Origin of the sequence: Aromatoleum bremense (assembly GCF_017894365.1) — a bacterium.
GTDB lineage: Bacteria > Pseudomonadota > Gammaproteobacteria > Burkholderiales > Rhodocyclaceae > Aromatoleum > Aromatoleum bremense.
Genome location: NZ_CP059467.1, coordinates 1220024 through 1233401, shown reverse-complemented (window position 1 = coordinate 1233401; position 13378 = coordinate 1220024). Strand labels below are relative to the sequence as shown.

Annotated in this window: 14 protein-coding genes; 6 read left to right on the top strand and 8 right to left on the bottom strand. The window is 66.7% G+C overall.

The window, feature by feature from the left end:
* Positions 1–54: 54 nt before the first annotated feature.
* The 6 genes from pbN1_RS05875 to glnA all read right to left on the bottom strand — a co-directional run bounded on the left by pbN1_RS05875 (position 55) and on the right by glnA (position 6303).
* Positions 55–783, bottom strand: coding sequence for a type III pantothenate kinase (locus pbN1_RS05875; RefSeq protein ID WP_169203154.1), 729 nt, complete (start codon positions 781–783; stop codon positions 55–57).
* Entirely contained in the window at positions 780–1589 is an 810-nt protein-coding gene (locus tag pbN1_RS05870) for a biotin--[acetyl-CoA-carboxylase] ligase (RefSeq protein WP_169203153.1), read from the bottom strand. The genes pbN1_RS05875 and pbN1_RS05870 overlap by 4 nt, the downstream gene beginning before the upstream one ends.
* 103 nt (positions 1590–1692) lie before the next feature.
* The gene (ntrC, locus tag pbN1_RS05865; protein WP_169203152.1) at positions 1693–3120 is read right to left on the bottom strand and encodes a nitrogen regulation protein NR(I); all 1428 of its coding nucleotides are present in this window, start codon (positions 3118–3120) and stop codon (positions 1693–1695) included.
* Positions 3121–3163: 43 nt separating this feature from the next.
* Positions 3164–4231 (bottom strand): nitrogen regulation protein NR(II), encoded by a 1068-nt coding sequence (gene glnL, locus pbN1_RS05860; RefSeq protein WP_169203151.1) that lies wholly within the window; start codon positions 4229–4231, stop codon positions 3164–3166.
* 53 nt (positions 4232–4284) lie between these two features.
* Positions 4285–4761, bottom strand: coding sequence for a DUF4124 domain-containing protein (locus pbN1_RS05855; RefSeq protein WP_169203150.1), 477 nt, complete (start codon positions 4759–4761; stop codon positions 4285–4287).
* A 132-nt stretch (positions 4762–4893) separates the two neighbouring features.
* Positions 4894–6303, bottom strand: a complete 1410-nt coding sequence (gene glnA / locus pbN1_RS05850) for a type I glutamate--ammonia ligase (RefSeq protein ID WP_169203149.1) — start codon at positions 6301–6303, stop codon at positions 4894–4896.
* Positions 6304–6690: 387 nt separating this feature from the next.
* Here glnA and pbN1_RS05845 point away from each other — a divergent pair, with 387 nt between their 5' ends.
* From pbN1_RS05845 to pbN1_RS05820, 6 genes are all read left to right on the top strand, one after another.
* On the top strand, positions 6691–7143 hold the full coding sequence (locus pbN1_RS05845; protein WP_169203148.1) for a rhodanese-like domain-containing protein: 453 nt from the start codon (positions 6691–6693) through the stop codon (positions 7141–7143).
* A gap of 101 nt (positions 7144–7244) precedes the next feature.
* Positions 7245–8348, top strand: coding sequence for a quinolinate synthase NadA (gene nadA, locus pbN1_RS05840; protein ID WP_169203167.1), 1104 nt, complete (start codon positions 7245–7247; stop codon positions 8346–8348).
* Positions 8348–9109 carry an endonuclease/exonuclease/phosphatase family protein gene (locus tag pbN1_RS05835; protein WP_169203147.1) on the top strand — a complete coding sequence of 254 codons (762 nt, stop codon included), beginning with the start codon at positions 8348–8350 and terminating at the stop codon, positions 9107–9109. Before nadA ends, pbN1_RS05835 begins: the two co-directional genes overlap by 1 nt.
* Positions 9106–10263, top strand: coding sequence for a cardiolipin synthase ClsB (gene clsB, locus pbN1_RS05830; protein WP_169203146.1), 1158 nt, complete (start codon positions 9106–9108; stop codon positions 10261–10263). The genes pbN1_RS05835 and clsB overlap by 4 nt, the downstream gene beginning before the upstream one ends.
* A 118-nt stretch (positions 10264–10381) precedes the next feature.
* On the top strand, positions 10382–10615 hold the full coding sequence (locus pbN1_RS05825) for a DUF2789 domain-containing protein (protein ID WP_169203145.1): 234 nt from the start codon (positions 10382–10384) through the stop codon (positions 10613–10615).
* Between the two features lie 93 nt (positions 10616–10708).
* Positions 10709–11419 (top strand): SDR family oxidoreductase, encoded by a 711-nt coding sequence (locus pbN1_RS05820; RefSeq protein WP_169203144.1) that lies wholly within the window; start codon positions 10709–10711, stop codon positions 11417–11419.
* Between the two features lie 50 nt (positions 11420–11469).
* On the opposite strand, the gene gluQRS is transcribed toward pbN1_RS05820, so the two are convergent.
* Together gluQRS and pbN1_RS05810 are read right to left on the bottom strand one after the other, a co-directional pair.
* Positions 11470–12417, bottom strand: coding sequence for a tRNA glutamyl-Q(34) synthetase GluQRS (gene gluQRS, locus pbN1_RS05815; RefSeq protein WP_169203143.1), 948 nt, complete (start codon positions 12415–12417; stop codon positions 11470–11472).
* Entirely contained in the window at positions 12414–13322 is a 909-nt protein-coding gene (locus pbN1_RS05810) for a ChbG/HpnK family deacetylase (protein ID WP_169203142.1), read from the bottom strand. Before pbN1_RS05810 ends, gluQRS begins: the two co-directional genes overlap by 4 nt.
* Between the last annotated feature and the right edge of the window lie 56 nt (positions 13323–13378).

Genomic DNA, 13378 nt, shown 5'->3' with positions numbered 1-13378 from the left:
TTGTCTGCTCCGTTGAATGCACAGAAGGGAATATCGGATTGTTGCGAGGGGCGTTCATGCCGCTGCGTCCTCGCGCGCGACGACTGCGAGCCCTTTCAGGACGAGATTGTCGACGTGTGAAAACGGGATGCCAAGCAGTTCTTCGAGCCGCGGCGCGGCGCCCCCGCTGAGCAGGCAGCGGGCGCTGGGCAGGTGCGCGATCTGGCGGAACATGCGTTCGATTGCTCCGGCCTGCGCGTTGCGGCAGCCGGAAACGATCGCGTCGGCGGTATTGCGCGGCGCCCCGACATAGCGCCCTTCGGCAAATGGCAACTGGGCGGTGTTGCCGGCGAGCGCGCGGCGCATCAGGTCTTCGCCTGGCAGGATGATTCCGCCGTCGAAGTCGCCCGACGCGGCGAGGATGTCGACGGTCGTCGCCGTGCCGGCGTTGACGACCAGACAGGCCGCGCCGTGCAGCGCGCGGGCGCCGATCAGCGCGACCCACCGGTCGGCGCCGAGCTGTGCGGGATTGTCGTAACGGTTGCGCACGCCGCAGCGTTCCGCCGACGCGTGGATCCACTGCGGCGCGGTACCGACACCGCGCAATGCGGCAGTGATTGCGGCGGCGATGCCGGGGCCGGCGACGTTCGTGCCGACGATCCGGCGCAGACCTGGATGAGCCGCCGCGATGTGGCTCAGCGCGGCGATTTCGGGGTGGGCAAGAGCGCCTTCGCCGATCCAGGCCTCTCCCCGGATCACGCCCCACTTGATGCGGGTGTTGCCCGCGTCGATCAGCAGGATCACCGGCGCACTCTCAGCGACACCTCGCCGGAGAGGATGCGCACCAACCCATCGTCGCTGCGGATCAGCAGCGCGCCGTCCTCGTCAACACCTGCGCAGATACCGTCAAGTTCGCGGCCCTCGCCGCTGACGCGCACCGGCAGGTCGGCGAACGCGTTGCGTTGCTGCCAGGCGCCGCGCAGCGCCGGGAAGCCGGCCGCGGCGTAGGTCTCGAACAGCGCGTGCAATTCGGCGAGTAGCGAAGCAAGCAGCGCGCTGCGATCCGGCAGCTCGGCGAGGTGCGCGGCAAGATCGGTGACGCCTGGCTGGTCGGGGATCGATGCGCCGGCGGGCAGCCGCAGGTTCAGGCCGATTCCGACAACCGCTGCCGGGGTGCGGCCGCGGCCGGGCAGCAGTTCGACGAGAATGCCGGCGAGCTTGTCGCCATGGACCAGCACGTCGTTCGGCCACTTCAGCTGCAGCCCCTCGACGCCGAGCTTCTCGAGCGCCCGGACGACGGCAAGACCGGCCACCAGCGACAGCCCGGCGGGAACCGGCGCGCCCGGCTGAAAGCGCCACAGCGCCGAGAAGGTCAGGCTGCCGCCGGGCCAGGACTGCCATAGCCGCCCGCGCCGTCCGCGACCGGCCGTCTGGCGATCCGTGACGACGACGGCGATCCGGCCGTCGTTGGTGGGTGGCGCATCGATGAGTTCGCTGTTCGTCGAGGCGCATTCGGATAGCAACCGTACGTCGAACGCGGTCGCGAGCGTTCCGAGCAGCGCAGCGATCGCTGCGGTAGTGAAGGGCGGTTCAGTGGTCGGGGCAGTCAAGCCGGTTTTCCCGTGTCGTGGGTGAAAGCCGGCATTATCCGATATTGGGCGGCCGCGCACGAGCGTGGTGCGCAGTCGCCCGGGAGTTCGTCGGTCTCACGCGTTAGCTGGACGCGTCTTCGTTGGCCGGCGGACGCCGGTTGTCCTCCATGCCGAGTTCCTGGATCTTGCGCGTGATCGTGTTCCGGCCAATGCCGAGCAGCAGCGCCGCGTCGATGCGCCGCCCGCCGGTGGCTGTCAGGGCGCGGCGGATCAGGGTGCGTTCGAATTCGCGTGTCAGGCGGTCGAACACCTCGCCGGGGGAAGTCGCGATCAGGCGGTCCGCCTCGACGGCGAGTCCATCGACCCAGGCGACGGGCATCTCGCGATCGGGCCGGTCGCGCATTTCGGGCGGGAGGTCGGCGACCTCGATCGTCTGTCCCGGCGCCATCACCGTCAGCCAGTGGCACAGGTTCTCGAGCTGCCGGACGTTGCCGGGGAAAGGCAGGGCCTGCAGGTACTTCAGCGCCGGTTCGGAAATGCGCTTGGGCTCGACGCCGAGATCCTGTGCACTCTTCTGCAGGAAATGACGCACCAGGATGGGGATGTCTTCGCGGCGCTCGCGCATCGGCGGCAGGCGCAGGCGGATCACGTTGAGGCGGTGGAACAGATCCTCGCGAAACAGTCCCTGTCGCACGCGGTCTTCGAGATGCTGGTGGGTGGCGGCGATGACGCGCACGTTGGCGCGGACCGGCTGGTGTCCGCCGACGCGGTAGAAATGGTTGTCCGACAGCACCCGCAGCAGACGGGTCTGCAGTTCGGCCGGCATGTCGCCGATCTCGTCGAGGAACAGCGTGCCGCCGTCGGCCTGTTCGAAACGCCCGCGGCGCTGCGCGGCGGCGCCGGTGAAGGCGCCGCGCTCATGGCCGAAAAGCTCCGATTCGAGCAGATCGCGCGGGATCGCCGCAGTGTTGATCGCGATGAACGGAGCGTCGCGGCGCGGGCTGTGGCGGTGCAGCGCGCGCGCCACCAGTTCCTTGCCGGTGCCCGATTCGCCGTTGATCAGCACCGTTGCGTGCGACTGCGCGAGGCGACCGATCGCGCGAAACACTTCCTGCATCGAAAGTGCTTGGCCGAGGATCTCGGGCGCGACGGTCGCCTCCTCCTGTGCGCCCTGTTGGTGCGCATTCTGGGCGATCGCGCGCTGCACGAGGGCCACCGCCTGGTCGACGTCGAACGGCTTGGGCAGATATTCGAACGCTCCGCCCTGGAACGCCGAGACCGCGCTTTCGAGGTCGGAATAGGCGGTCATGATGATGACCGGCAGTTGCGGATACAGGGTCTTGGCGCGCTGCAGCAGCCCGAGCCCCGATTCGCCGGGCATGCGAATGTCCGAAACCAGCACTTTCGGCGGCTCGGGGGTTGTTTCCAACGCCGTGAGCGCTTCGCTCGCCGACGCAAAGCTGCGGTACGAAATGTTTTCGCGGCTGAGGGCTTTTTCGATCACCCAGCGGATGGAGCGGTCATCATCTACGATCCAGACGGTGTTCATCAGTTATGCACTTTTTTGGTGCGACCGCGCCTGATCGTAATCTTCACGCACGGTCGGTAATCGGCAGCAGGATGGTGAAGCAGGTCCGCCCGGGACGGCTGTCGACCTCGATCATCCCCTGATGCTGCTCAATGAAGCTCTGGGCTAGCGACAGGCCCAGTCCGCTCCCGCCTTCCCGCCCCGAGACCAGTGGATAGAAGATCTTGTCGCGGATCTCCTCCGGAATGCCGGGGCCGTTGTCGATCACTTGCAATTCCAGTGCCAGTTTGAAACGTCGCTTCGCGAGGGTGACCTGCCGGGCGATGCGGGTACGCAGCCGGATTTCGCCGCGGCCTTCCATCGCCTGGGCGGCGTTGCGAACGATGTTGAGGATTGCCTGGATCAGCTGTTCGCGGTCGGCGGTGAATTCCGGCAGGCTGGTATCGTAGTCGCGCCGCACCGCGAGTTCGGGAAACTCGGCGAGAATCAGGCGCCGTACGCGTTCGAGCACGTCGTGGATGTTGAGCTGCCCGGGGCGCATCATGCAGTGTGAGGTCAGCAGGCGGCTCATCAGGTCCTGCAGCCGGTCGGCCTCGGCGATGATGACTTCGGTGTATTCGCGCAGCTGCGGGTCAGCCAGTTCGCGTTCGAGCAGCTGCGCCGAGCCGCGGATGCCGCCGAGCGGGTTCTTGATCTCGTGCGCGAGGTTGCGGATCAGTTCGCGGCTCGCCTGTTGCTGTTGCAGGAGCTGCTCTTCGCGTGCGACGCGCAGCTGGGCGTCGATCGGGCGGAACTCAAGCAGCAGGCGAACGCCCACGGCTTCGGCCGGGCTGACAGTGCAATCGAGGTGGAGCGGCTCTGCGTCGGAGCGTGCGATCTTCAGGTTCTGGCCCGTGTAGCTCCAGTTCTTGTGCAGCGCATTCTGCAGCGCCGCAGTCAGGCCGGGCGGTTCGCCGAGCAGCGTCGATAACGGCTGTCCGAGCAGACGGCGCTGGCTGACCTCGAAGAGGTTCTCGGCGCCCGGGTTGAGGTAGCGGATGACAAGATCGGCGTCGACGAGGACGATCGCCGAAGACAGCAGATCCAGGCCGGCGAACGGGCCGATGTTCGAGGGGCGATGTAGGTCGGGCATAAGCGTCCTGGGGAGTCCGATGATGTCTCGCAAAAAACGCGCCAGACCTTTCGCTATTTGAGGCTGCCGATTTCCTTTTTCAGTGCATCGACGTTGCGCTGATGGAGTTCGACCTTGTCCTTGTAGGGCTGCAGCCGGTCGAGCACCTTCTGGTAGTTGCGCTCATTCCCGAGTCGGATCGCCTCCTGCTCGGCGAGCGCTTTCCTGGCTTCGGCGAGCGCCGTTTCCTCGGCGAGGAGCTCCTTCTCCAGCACCTGCCGCCGGGTGTCGTCGCGGGCGCGCTGCGCTTCGGGGGCGACGCGCGGGAAATCGTTCGGCGTCGTGCGCGGCTGAGAGGCGGGGGCGCGGGGCGGTGCGGGGATCGACGAGACGGGCTGGTCTTCGCTCAGTTCCTTGCAGCCGCGGGCGAAGGTGCTGTCATTGGTGTAGGTGACGCTGCCGCTGCTGTCGACGCATTTATAGACGCTCGCTTGCGCGGGCGCGGCGACGATCAGGATCAGGACGGTGGGGAAAATGCGGATGTCAAGCATGAGGGCTGGCACGAGATCCCTTGGGAGAGGCATGGGCCGGGCGGGAAGATCACCGGCGGATGGCGGCGATTAGACCCCATAAAAAAGGGACGGGCAATGCCCGTCCCTCCCGTGAACCCGGTAATGCGCAGATCAGAGGCTGTAGTACATGTCGAACTCGACCGGGTGGGTGGTGATGCGCATGCGATCGACTTCTTCGCCCTTGAGCGCGATGTACGCGTCGAGGAAGTCGTTCGAGAACACGCCGCCGCGCGTCAGGAACTCGCGGTCCTTGTCGAGGTACTCGAGCGCTTGGTCGAGGCTGGTGCAGACGGTCGGGATCTTCGCATCTTCTTCCGGCGGCAGATCGTACAGGTTCTTGTCGGCCGGATCGCCCGGGTGGATCTTGTTCTGGATGCCGTCGAGACCGGCCATCATCAGCGCCGAGAAACACAGGTACGGGTTCGCCAGCGGATCCGGGAAGCGCGCCTCGATGCGGCGGCCCTTCGGGTTGGCGACATACGGGATGCGGATCGAGGCCGAGCGGTTGCGCGCCGAGTAGGCGAGCTTGGTCGGCGCTTCGTAGTGCGGCACCAGGCGCTTGTACGAGTTGGTGCCCGGGTTGGTGATCGCGTTCAGGGCGCGGGCGTGCTTGATGATGCCGCCGATGTAGTACAGCGCAATCTCCGACAGGCCGGCGTAGCCATTGCCGGCGAACAGGTTCTGGCCGTCCTTCCAGATCGACTGGTGCACGTGCATGCCCGAGCCGTTGTCGCCGACGATCGGCTTCGGCATGAAGGTGGCGGTCTTGCCATATTGGTGCGCGACGTTATGCACGATGTACTTCAGGACCTGGGTCCAGTCGGCGCGCTTGGTCAGCGTGCTGAACTTGGTGCCGATCTCGCACTGGCCCGCGTTCGCGACTTCGTGGTGATGCACTTCGACCGGCACGCCGCACGCTTCGAGCGCAATCACCATCGCGGCGCGGATGTCGTTGAGGCTGTCGACCGGCGGGACCGGGAAGTAGCCACCCTTGACGCGCGGGCGGTGACCGGTGTTGCCGCCTTCGAACTTGTCGGCCGTCGACCATGCGGCCTCTTCGGAGATGATCTTACTGTAGACCCCCGACATGTCGACCGACCATTCGACCGAGTCGAAGATGAAGAACTCGGGTTCGGGGCCGAAGAACGCGGTGTCGCCGATGCCGGTGCTCTTCAGGTAGGCCTCGGCGCGCTTTGCGATCGAGCGCGGGTCGCGATCGTAGCCCTTGCCGTCGGACGGTTCGATGACGTCGCAGGTCAGCACGACGGTGGTTTCGTCGAAGAACGGGTCGATGTACGCGGATCCTGCTTCCGGCAGCAGGATCATGTCGGAAGCCTGGATGCCTTTCCAGCCCGCGAGCGACGAGCCGTCGAACGGGTGGCCGTGCTCGAAATGGTCTTCCTCGAACGCCGAAACGGGCAGGCCGACGTGGTGCTCCTTGCCGCGGGTATCGGTAAAGCGCAGGTCGACGAAGCGAACTTCGTTCTCCTGGATCATCTTCATGACTTCTTGGGCGTTCATATTCACTCCTGGTCAGATCGGGCGATAGCGATTAACGGTGAAACTTCCGTTGCGCGGCAATAAGCAGCATCCGTGCCATGCTGTTTTGGCGTGTCCGGCATTGTGCCACAAGGCAAGAGGGCGGCGCTGGAGCGTTACCCTCATTACCGTACGAATCGGAATGCCTCATGTGCGATCGCGGGGAGCGAGGAAATTTGCCGGCTGGATGCACCATATCGGGGTGTTGTGCGAGGCATGTGCACCATCATGGTGCTGCGTCGGCAAAATGGCCAGTGCCTGCACATTCCCGGTTCCCGCGCGGGAAGGGGGAGCGGGAAAGCGCGTGCTGTTGGGCGGGCCGCGAGCGGAGCGATATACTTCTCCGACTTATCTATCCGGATGACGGCAATGGGGAAATTGACTGATCTGCTCGGGCTCGCGCAGCGCCGCGCGCAGGAGCTGAATTTGCCGTACGCGGGCGCGCTGACGCCGGCCGAGGCATACGAAGTCTGGCAACTGGCGCCGGGGGCGCGGCTCGTCGATGTCCGTACGCGTGCCGAGTGGGACTGGGTCGGCCGCGTGCCCAGTGCGGTGGAGATCGAGTGGTTGAGCTATCCGGGGAACCAGGTGAATCCGCACTTCCTTGCGCAGCTGAAACGTGAAGTCGATCCCGAGGCGCTGGTGATGTTCATGTGCCGCTCCGGCGGCCGCTCCGACAAGGCGGCGCGCGCAGCGACCGAGGCGGGTTATCCGGAGTGCTACAACGTCCTGGAAGGTTTCGAGGGTGACCTCGACGCGAACGGCCGGCGCAACCGCATCGGCGGCTGGCGCCATGCCGGCCTGCCGTGGCGGCAGAGCTGATCTGGTCCGCGGCCTGACGGCGCCGCGCCCGGCAACCCGTGCGGGCTGCCGTGGTCTGAACGACATTGCTACCGATTGAGATACGAAAGAGATACCGAATGATGCAAGTTGCCCCCATCAGTTTCGATCGTTTCAACACACTCCAGGACGACGAGGCGCAGGCCCGCATCCGCGCCGCCCGTGCGCGGCTGGGCGACCGCGCAGTGCTGTTGTGCCATCATTACCAGCGCGCCGACGTCTACCAGCATGCGGACCTGACCGGCGACTCGCTGAAGCTGTCGCGTCTCGCGTCGCAGACCGACGCCGAGTTCATCGTGTTCTGCGGCGTGCATTTCATGGCTGAAGTGGCCGACATCATGTCGCAGCCGCACCAGAAGGCGATCCTGCCCGACCTGGCCGCCGGCTGCTCGATGGCCGACATGGCGAGCCTGGCGAAGGTCACGCGCTGCTGGCGCGAACTCGCGGAAGTGCTGGGTGGTGCGCCTGACGAACTGATCACGCCGGTCACCTACATCAATTCGGCGGCCGACCTGAAGGCCTTCTGCGGCGAGCACGGCGGCATCGTGTGCACGTCGACGAACGCGCCGACGATCCTCGACTGGGCGTTCGCGCAGCGGCCGAAAGTGCTGTTCTTCCCCGATCAGCACCTGGGGCGCTGGACCGGCTACAAGAAAGGCATTGCGCTCGACGAGATGGTGGTCTGGGATCCGGACCTCGAATACGGCGGGCTGACGCCGGAGCAGATCCGCAACGCGAAGATCCTGCTGTGGAAAGGGCACTGCTCGGTGCACCAGATGTTCCAGGAAAGCCATATCCGGCGCTGGCGCATGCAGCATCCGGAAGGCCTGGTGATCTCGCATCCGGAGAGCAGCCTCGAAGTGTGCATCAACTCCGATTACGTCGGTTCGACCGAATACATCATCAACACGATCAAGGCCGGCGCGCCGAACACGCACTGGCTCGTCGGCACCGAGCTGAACCTGGTCGACCGTCTTGCCGGGGAAGTCAAATCCGAAGGCAAGATCGTCCAGTTCATGGCGCCCACGGTGTGCATGTGCTCGACGATGCAGCGCATCGACCCGCAGCATCTTGCCTGGACGCTCGAAAACCTCGCCGACGGCAACGTCGTCAACCACATCCGGGTGCCGGCGCACGAAGCGCAGCTCGCGAAGGTCGCGCTGGACCGGATGCTGTCGGTGTCGTGATGGACACGGTGCCGGCCCTGCGCGTCTGCACCTACAATATCCACAAGGGATTCTCGCAGTTCAATCGCCGCATGGTGGTGCATGAACTGCGCGAACGCCTGCGCAGCCTCGACGTGGATGTGGTGTTCCTGCAGGAAGTGCAGGGCCTGCACCTGGGGCACGCGAACCTCCATCCGAACTGGCCGGGCTCGCCGCAGCACGAATTCCTGGCCGAGGACGTGTGGAGCCAGTTCGCCTACGGCGGCAATGCGGTCTATGACCACGGGCATCACGGCAACGCGGTCCTGAGCCGCTATCCGATCGTCTCCTCGACGAACCAGGATGTGTCCGACCACCGCTTCGAGCGGCGCGGGCTGCTTCACTGCGAAGTGCAGGTGCCGGGCATCGGCGAGCCGGTGCATTGCGTGTGCGCGCATCTGGGCCTGATGGCCGGCAGCCGGCGCCGCCAGATGGGGGCGCTTGCCGAGCGGATGGAACAAGTCGCTCCCGACGGTGCGCCGCTGATCATCGCCGGCGATTTCAATGACTGGCGCAACCGCGCCGACCAGTTGCTCGCCCGCAGGCTGGGCCTGCGCGAAGCGTTCGACCGCGGCCGCGGAGAACCGGCGCGCAGTTTCCCGAGCACCGTGCCGGTGCTGTGCCTCGACCGGATCTATGTGCGCGGTTTCCGCGTCCGCCAGGCGCAGGTCCATTGCGGCCTGCCGTGGTCGCGAATTTCCGATCATGCCGCGCTCACTGCAGACCTGGAGTTCGGCGGGTGACGGAGTTTCTCCCCGGCAACGCGATCACGCTGCTGGCGAATGGCGGAGACTTCTTCCCCGCACTGCAAGAGGCGATCGACGGCGCACAGAAGGAAATTTTTCTCGAAACCTACATCTTCGAGAACGACGCGACCGGCAGCCTGATCGCCGCCGCGCTTCGGCGTGCCGCGGTGCGCGGCGTCGCGGTACGCCTGCTGGTCGACGGGTTCGGCGGGCGCGAATTCGTCCGGACCCTGATGTCCGAACTGATTCCGGACGGCGTCGGGGTGATGATCTACCGCCGCGAGCTGCGCACGCTGGCGTTGCGCCGACACCGGCTGCGCCGCATGCATCGCAAGCTGGCCGTCATCGACGGGGCGGTCGCCTTCGTCGGCGGCATAAACATCATCGACGACCTGCAGGGCGGCCTGCTCGAACGCCCGCGCTTCGACTATGCAGTGCGCGTCGAAGGGCCGCTGCTCGGACCGATACTCGAGTCGATGCACCGCCTGTGGCGGCTCGTGTCGTGGGCGAGGCTCGGTCGCCGGCTGCACGACCCGCTGCTCGTCCCGGCGAAGACCGAGCCTGCCGGAACGGTGCGCGCCGCGTTCGTCACGCGCGACAATCTGCGGCGCCGGCGCGACATCGAGGATGCCTATCTCGAGGCGATCGACAGCGCACGCACCGAGGTGCTGATCGCCTGCGCGTATTTTTTCCCCGGCCGGCGTTTCCGCCAGGCGCTGGTCGATGCCGCCGAGCGCGGAGTGCGCGTGTCGCTGCTGCTGCAGGGCGTGTCCGACCACCCGATGCTGTGTCATGCGACGCGTGCGCTGTATCCGTTCTTTCTTGGGCGCGGCATCCGCCTGTTCGAATATCACCACAGCCATCTCCACGCGAAAGTCGCGGTCGTCGATCGGCGCTGGGCAACGGTCGGTTCGAGCAACATCGACCCGTTCAGCCTGCTGCTCGCGCGCGAAGCCAACGTCGTCATCGATGACGTCCTTTTCGCGACCGAGCTCGATGCGAGCCTCCAGCGGGCGATTGCCAGCGGTGCGCGGGAACTGCGCCGCGAGGATTGGCGCCGGCTGCCGATGCTGCGCCGCGTGACCAGCTGGATTTCGTACCAGCTGGTGCGCCTGGCAATCGGGGTGGCCGGCTACGGCGGCAAACATTGAGATCCGGCCGCCGCCCGGCATGAACTCGTGCGGGAGCAGACACTCTATAAAAGGCTGAGAAGCGCCTTTGGCGCGATCGCCGCGCGAAGTGATTTCTCCGACAACAAGGAGGTTTGCGATGGAACTCCCGACCCACTCGCTGAGCAACCTGTTCGCCCAGCTCGGCTTGCCCGCCGACGAGGCGTCGATCGAACGATTCATCGCAAGCCATTCACCGCTCCCCGAAAACGTCGCGCTCGCCGATGCGCCATTCTGGACGCCTGCCCAGGCAGCCTTCCTGCGCGAGGAGATCGGTGACGACGCGGACTGGGCCGAGGTCGTCGATCAGCTCAATCTGAGCCTGCGATCCTGAGCGATGACCTCACGCCTGGCCGTGCGCGCGCCCCGTGCCGGAGCCCCGGCCGAGAGCGAATGACGATCGACGTCGGCGAGCAGGAGCTGGATCATGGAAAGCCGCACTATCTCGGTCATCAGCGGCGCGAGCCGCGGGCTCGGCCGCGCTGCCGCCTACCGTTTGGCAACGATGCCGGACCACCTGGTGATTGCCACGGCGCGCAATCCGGCCGATCTTGCGCCGTTGTGCTCGAAGCTGGAGCTGAGCGGCCATTCGCTGGAAACCTGTCGCCTAGACGTGACCGAGGATGCGTCCGTGGGCGCGCTGCGCGACTGGATCGCGGAACGCTTCGGCCGCGTCGATGTGCTGATCAACAACGCCGGTGTGCTCCTCGACCGTTATTCGACGAGCATTCTCGAGCTGCCCATCGATACGCTTCGCGCGACACTCGAGACCAACCTGTTCGGCGCGTTGCGCGTCTCCCAGGCGCTGCTGCCGCTGATGCGCGCGAGTCGCGCGGGGCGGGTCGTCAATCTCGCGTCGGGGATGGGGCAACTCGCTGAAATGGAGGCGGGCGCGCCTGCGTACCGCATCTCGAAAACGGCCCTGAACGCACTGACGCGCATCCTCGCAACGGAAATGGCCGAGTACGGGATCAAGGTGAATTCTGTCTGTCCAGGCTGGTGCCGCACTGACCTCGGCGGTGCCGAAGCGCCGCGCTCGCCGGAAGAGGGCATCGACAGCGTCGTGTGGCTGGCGACTCTGCCCGACGACGGGCCTACCGGCGGTTTCTTCCGCGACCGGCAGCCGATTCCGTGGTGAGGCTTCGCGCGGGCGCGAGGTCGCCGGTCATGTCCGGGTCGCTGTGATTTTCAATGCGTGGGGTTCGGGTTTTGGCGTGCCAGGCCGGAAAAGGTGTCGGGCGCTTCCGCCTGCAGCCGCCGCGGTACGTCGGCAAGCGACCAGTGCGCCGCGGCCCATTTCCATATCTCGCGCAACGAGGCATGGCCGAGCGCGGGTGGCGGATTCTGGCCGAGAAAGGCGAGCGCGGCGAGCAGCGCGCGGGCCGGCGACAGCGCCGCCACCGGTGCGGCCAGCGTCTGCTTCGACAGCTTCTCGCCCGCCGCATTGACGACGACCGGCAGATGCGCATAGGCCGGCGTCGGGTAGCCGAGCAGATGCTGCAGATGGATCTGGCGCCCGGTCGAGCCGAGGAGGTCGGCGCCGCGCACGATGTCGGTCACGCCCGCCGCCGCATCGTCGACCACCACCGCGAGCTGGTACGCGAACTGGCCATCGCCGCGCAGCACCACGTAATCGCCGACCTCGGTCGCGAGATCCTCCTCCTGCCGTCCCTGGATGCGGTCCGCGAACACGATCCTTCCCTGTGCCCGCACGCGCCACGCATGGGCGCTGCGCCCAGGCGGCAGGCCGTTGCGGCAGGTGCCCGGGTAGAGGCGCGAGCCGTCGCGCGCGAGCGCGGAATCGGCCATCTCGCGCCGCGTGCAGGCGCACGGGAAGACGTGTCCCGCGGCTTTCAGGCGCTCGAAGGCGTCGCGGTAGGCGTCGAGCCGCGCGCTCTGCCACACCGGTTCGAAGTCCCATTCGAAGCCGAAACGCTCGAGCGTCGCGATGATGTCCTGCGCGGCGCCGGGCACGGTACGCGGCGTATCGACGTCCTCGATGCGGAGCAGCCACTGCCCGCGGCGCGCGCGGGCGTCGAGAAAACTGCCGACGGCCGCGACCAGCGAGCCGAAATGCAACGGCCCGCTCGGGGATGGTGCGAAGCGGCCGACATACGGAGGTGAGGCGTCGATCATGTGCCGGCCGGCAGCGCCATCCTTGTGGCGGGAGATGCAGCGAAGTCCGCAAAGCGCCCCGCGTGAAGGCCGGCCGCGGCGAGATCGTGCGGGAATTGCGCGGACGCGAGATAGGCGAGTTCGACCTCCCGCGGCGCCGTCAGGCTGTCGCAGGCCCGCAGCGTCGCATCGACACGGCCGGGATGGACGTGGAGCAGCGGACGGGGTCCGGACGTGTCGAGAAAACGCTGCATCAGCGCGCCGAACGGACGGCGTCCGGAAAAATCGTGCAGGCCGGCAAAGCCGTCGTTCGCCGGCACGGCATAGTCACGCAGCAGGCGGCGCAGGCCGAGCGCGAGGCGGCTGATGAACAGCGCTTTGGGCAGCGCGACGCGCCGGCGCAGGCATCGTGCCGAGGGCTCGACGCAGTCGCGCACCCACACGGTATTCGGCGCATAGCGCCGGCACAGTTCCTCGACGAGCACTTCGCGCACCACCGGCAGCACATGCACGTGCTGGTGACCATCGACGTAAGCGGGCGGGCCGCCCCAGATATCCTCGAACGCGTCGAGCTGCGCGCGCAATTCGTCGGCGATCGCGTCGCGACGCACGACGCCGGCGAGCGTCCGCGGCAGCAGGTAGCTGAGTGTCGGCAGACGGCCTTCTTGCCGCGCGAGTCCGCTTGCGCGGCTGACGGGGGCGTGGTCGGTCAGCGTCAGGTGCAGACCGACGTCGGCAGGGTTGCGGAGAACGACCCGCTGCAGCGTCGGTGCGCGCCGTCGCCAGTCGGGCAGGCCGGTCATGCAGCTCGTCGCCGTCAAGCGGCCCGCGGCGATCAGCTCGACGATCGCGTCGCTGACCCCCGGCGCGATGCCGAAGTCGTCGGCGCAGACGATGATCGGGCGGGTTTCGGGAAGGTGTGGCATGGCGGGACTTTATCGCGGACGGGCCGTCAACGCGCGAAGGGCCGGCGACGTTTACT

What these genes read in the sequence shown, in the direction of transcription:
- ntrC (WP_169203152.1), bottom strand. Translation starts at nt 3,120, where the DNA reads ATGAACACCGTCTGGATCGTAGATGATGACCGCTCCATCCGCTGGGTG.
- glnL (WP_169203151.1), bottom strand. Translation starts at nt 4,231, where the DNA reads ATGCCCGACCTACATCGCCCCTCGAACATCGGCCCGTTCGCCGGCCTG.
- pbN1_RS05855 (WP_169203150.1), bottom strand. Translation starts at nt 4,761, where the DNA reads ATGCTTGACATCCGCATTTTCCCCACCGTCCTGATCCTGATCGTCGCC.
- glnA (WP_169203149.1), bottom strand. Translation starts at nt 6,303, where the DNA reads ATGAACGCCCAAGAAGTCATGAAGATGATCCAGGAGAACGAAGTTCGC.
- pbN1_RS05845 (WP_169203148.1), top strand. Translation starts at nt 6,691, where the DNA reads ATGGGGAAATTGACTGATCTGCTCGGGCTCGCGCAGCGCCGCGCGCAG.
- nadA (WP_169203167.1), top strand. Translation starts at nt 7,245, where the DNA reads ATGCAAGTTGCCCCCATCAGTTTCGATCGTTTCAACACACTCCAGGAC.
- pbN1_RS05835 (WP_169203147.1), top strand. Translation starts at nt 8,348, where the DNA reads ATGGACACGGTGCCGGCCCTGCGCGTCTGCACCTACAATATCCACAAG.
- pbN1_RS05825 (WP_169203145.1), top strand. Translation starts at nt 10,382, where the DNA reads ATGGAACTCCCGACCCACTCGCTGAGCAACCTGTTCGCCCAGCTCGGC.
- pbN1_RS05820 (WP_169203144.1), top strand. Translation starts at nt 10,709, where the DNA reads ATGGAAAGCCGCACTATCTCGGTCATCAGCGGCGCGAGCCGCGGGCTC.
- gluQRS (WP_169203143.1), bottom strand. Translation starts at nt 12,417, where the DNA reads ATGATCGACGCCTCACCTCCGTATGTCGGCCGCTTCGCACCATCCCCG.
- pbN1_RS05810 (WP_169203142.1), bottom strand. Translation starts at nt 13,322, where the DNA reads ATGCCACACCTTCCCGAAACCCGCCCGATCATCGTCTGCGCCGACGAC.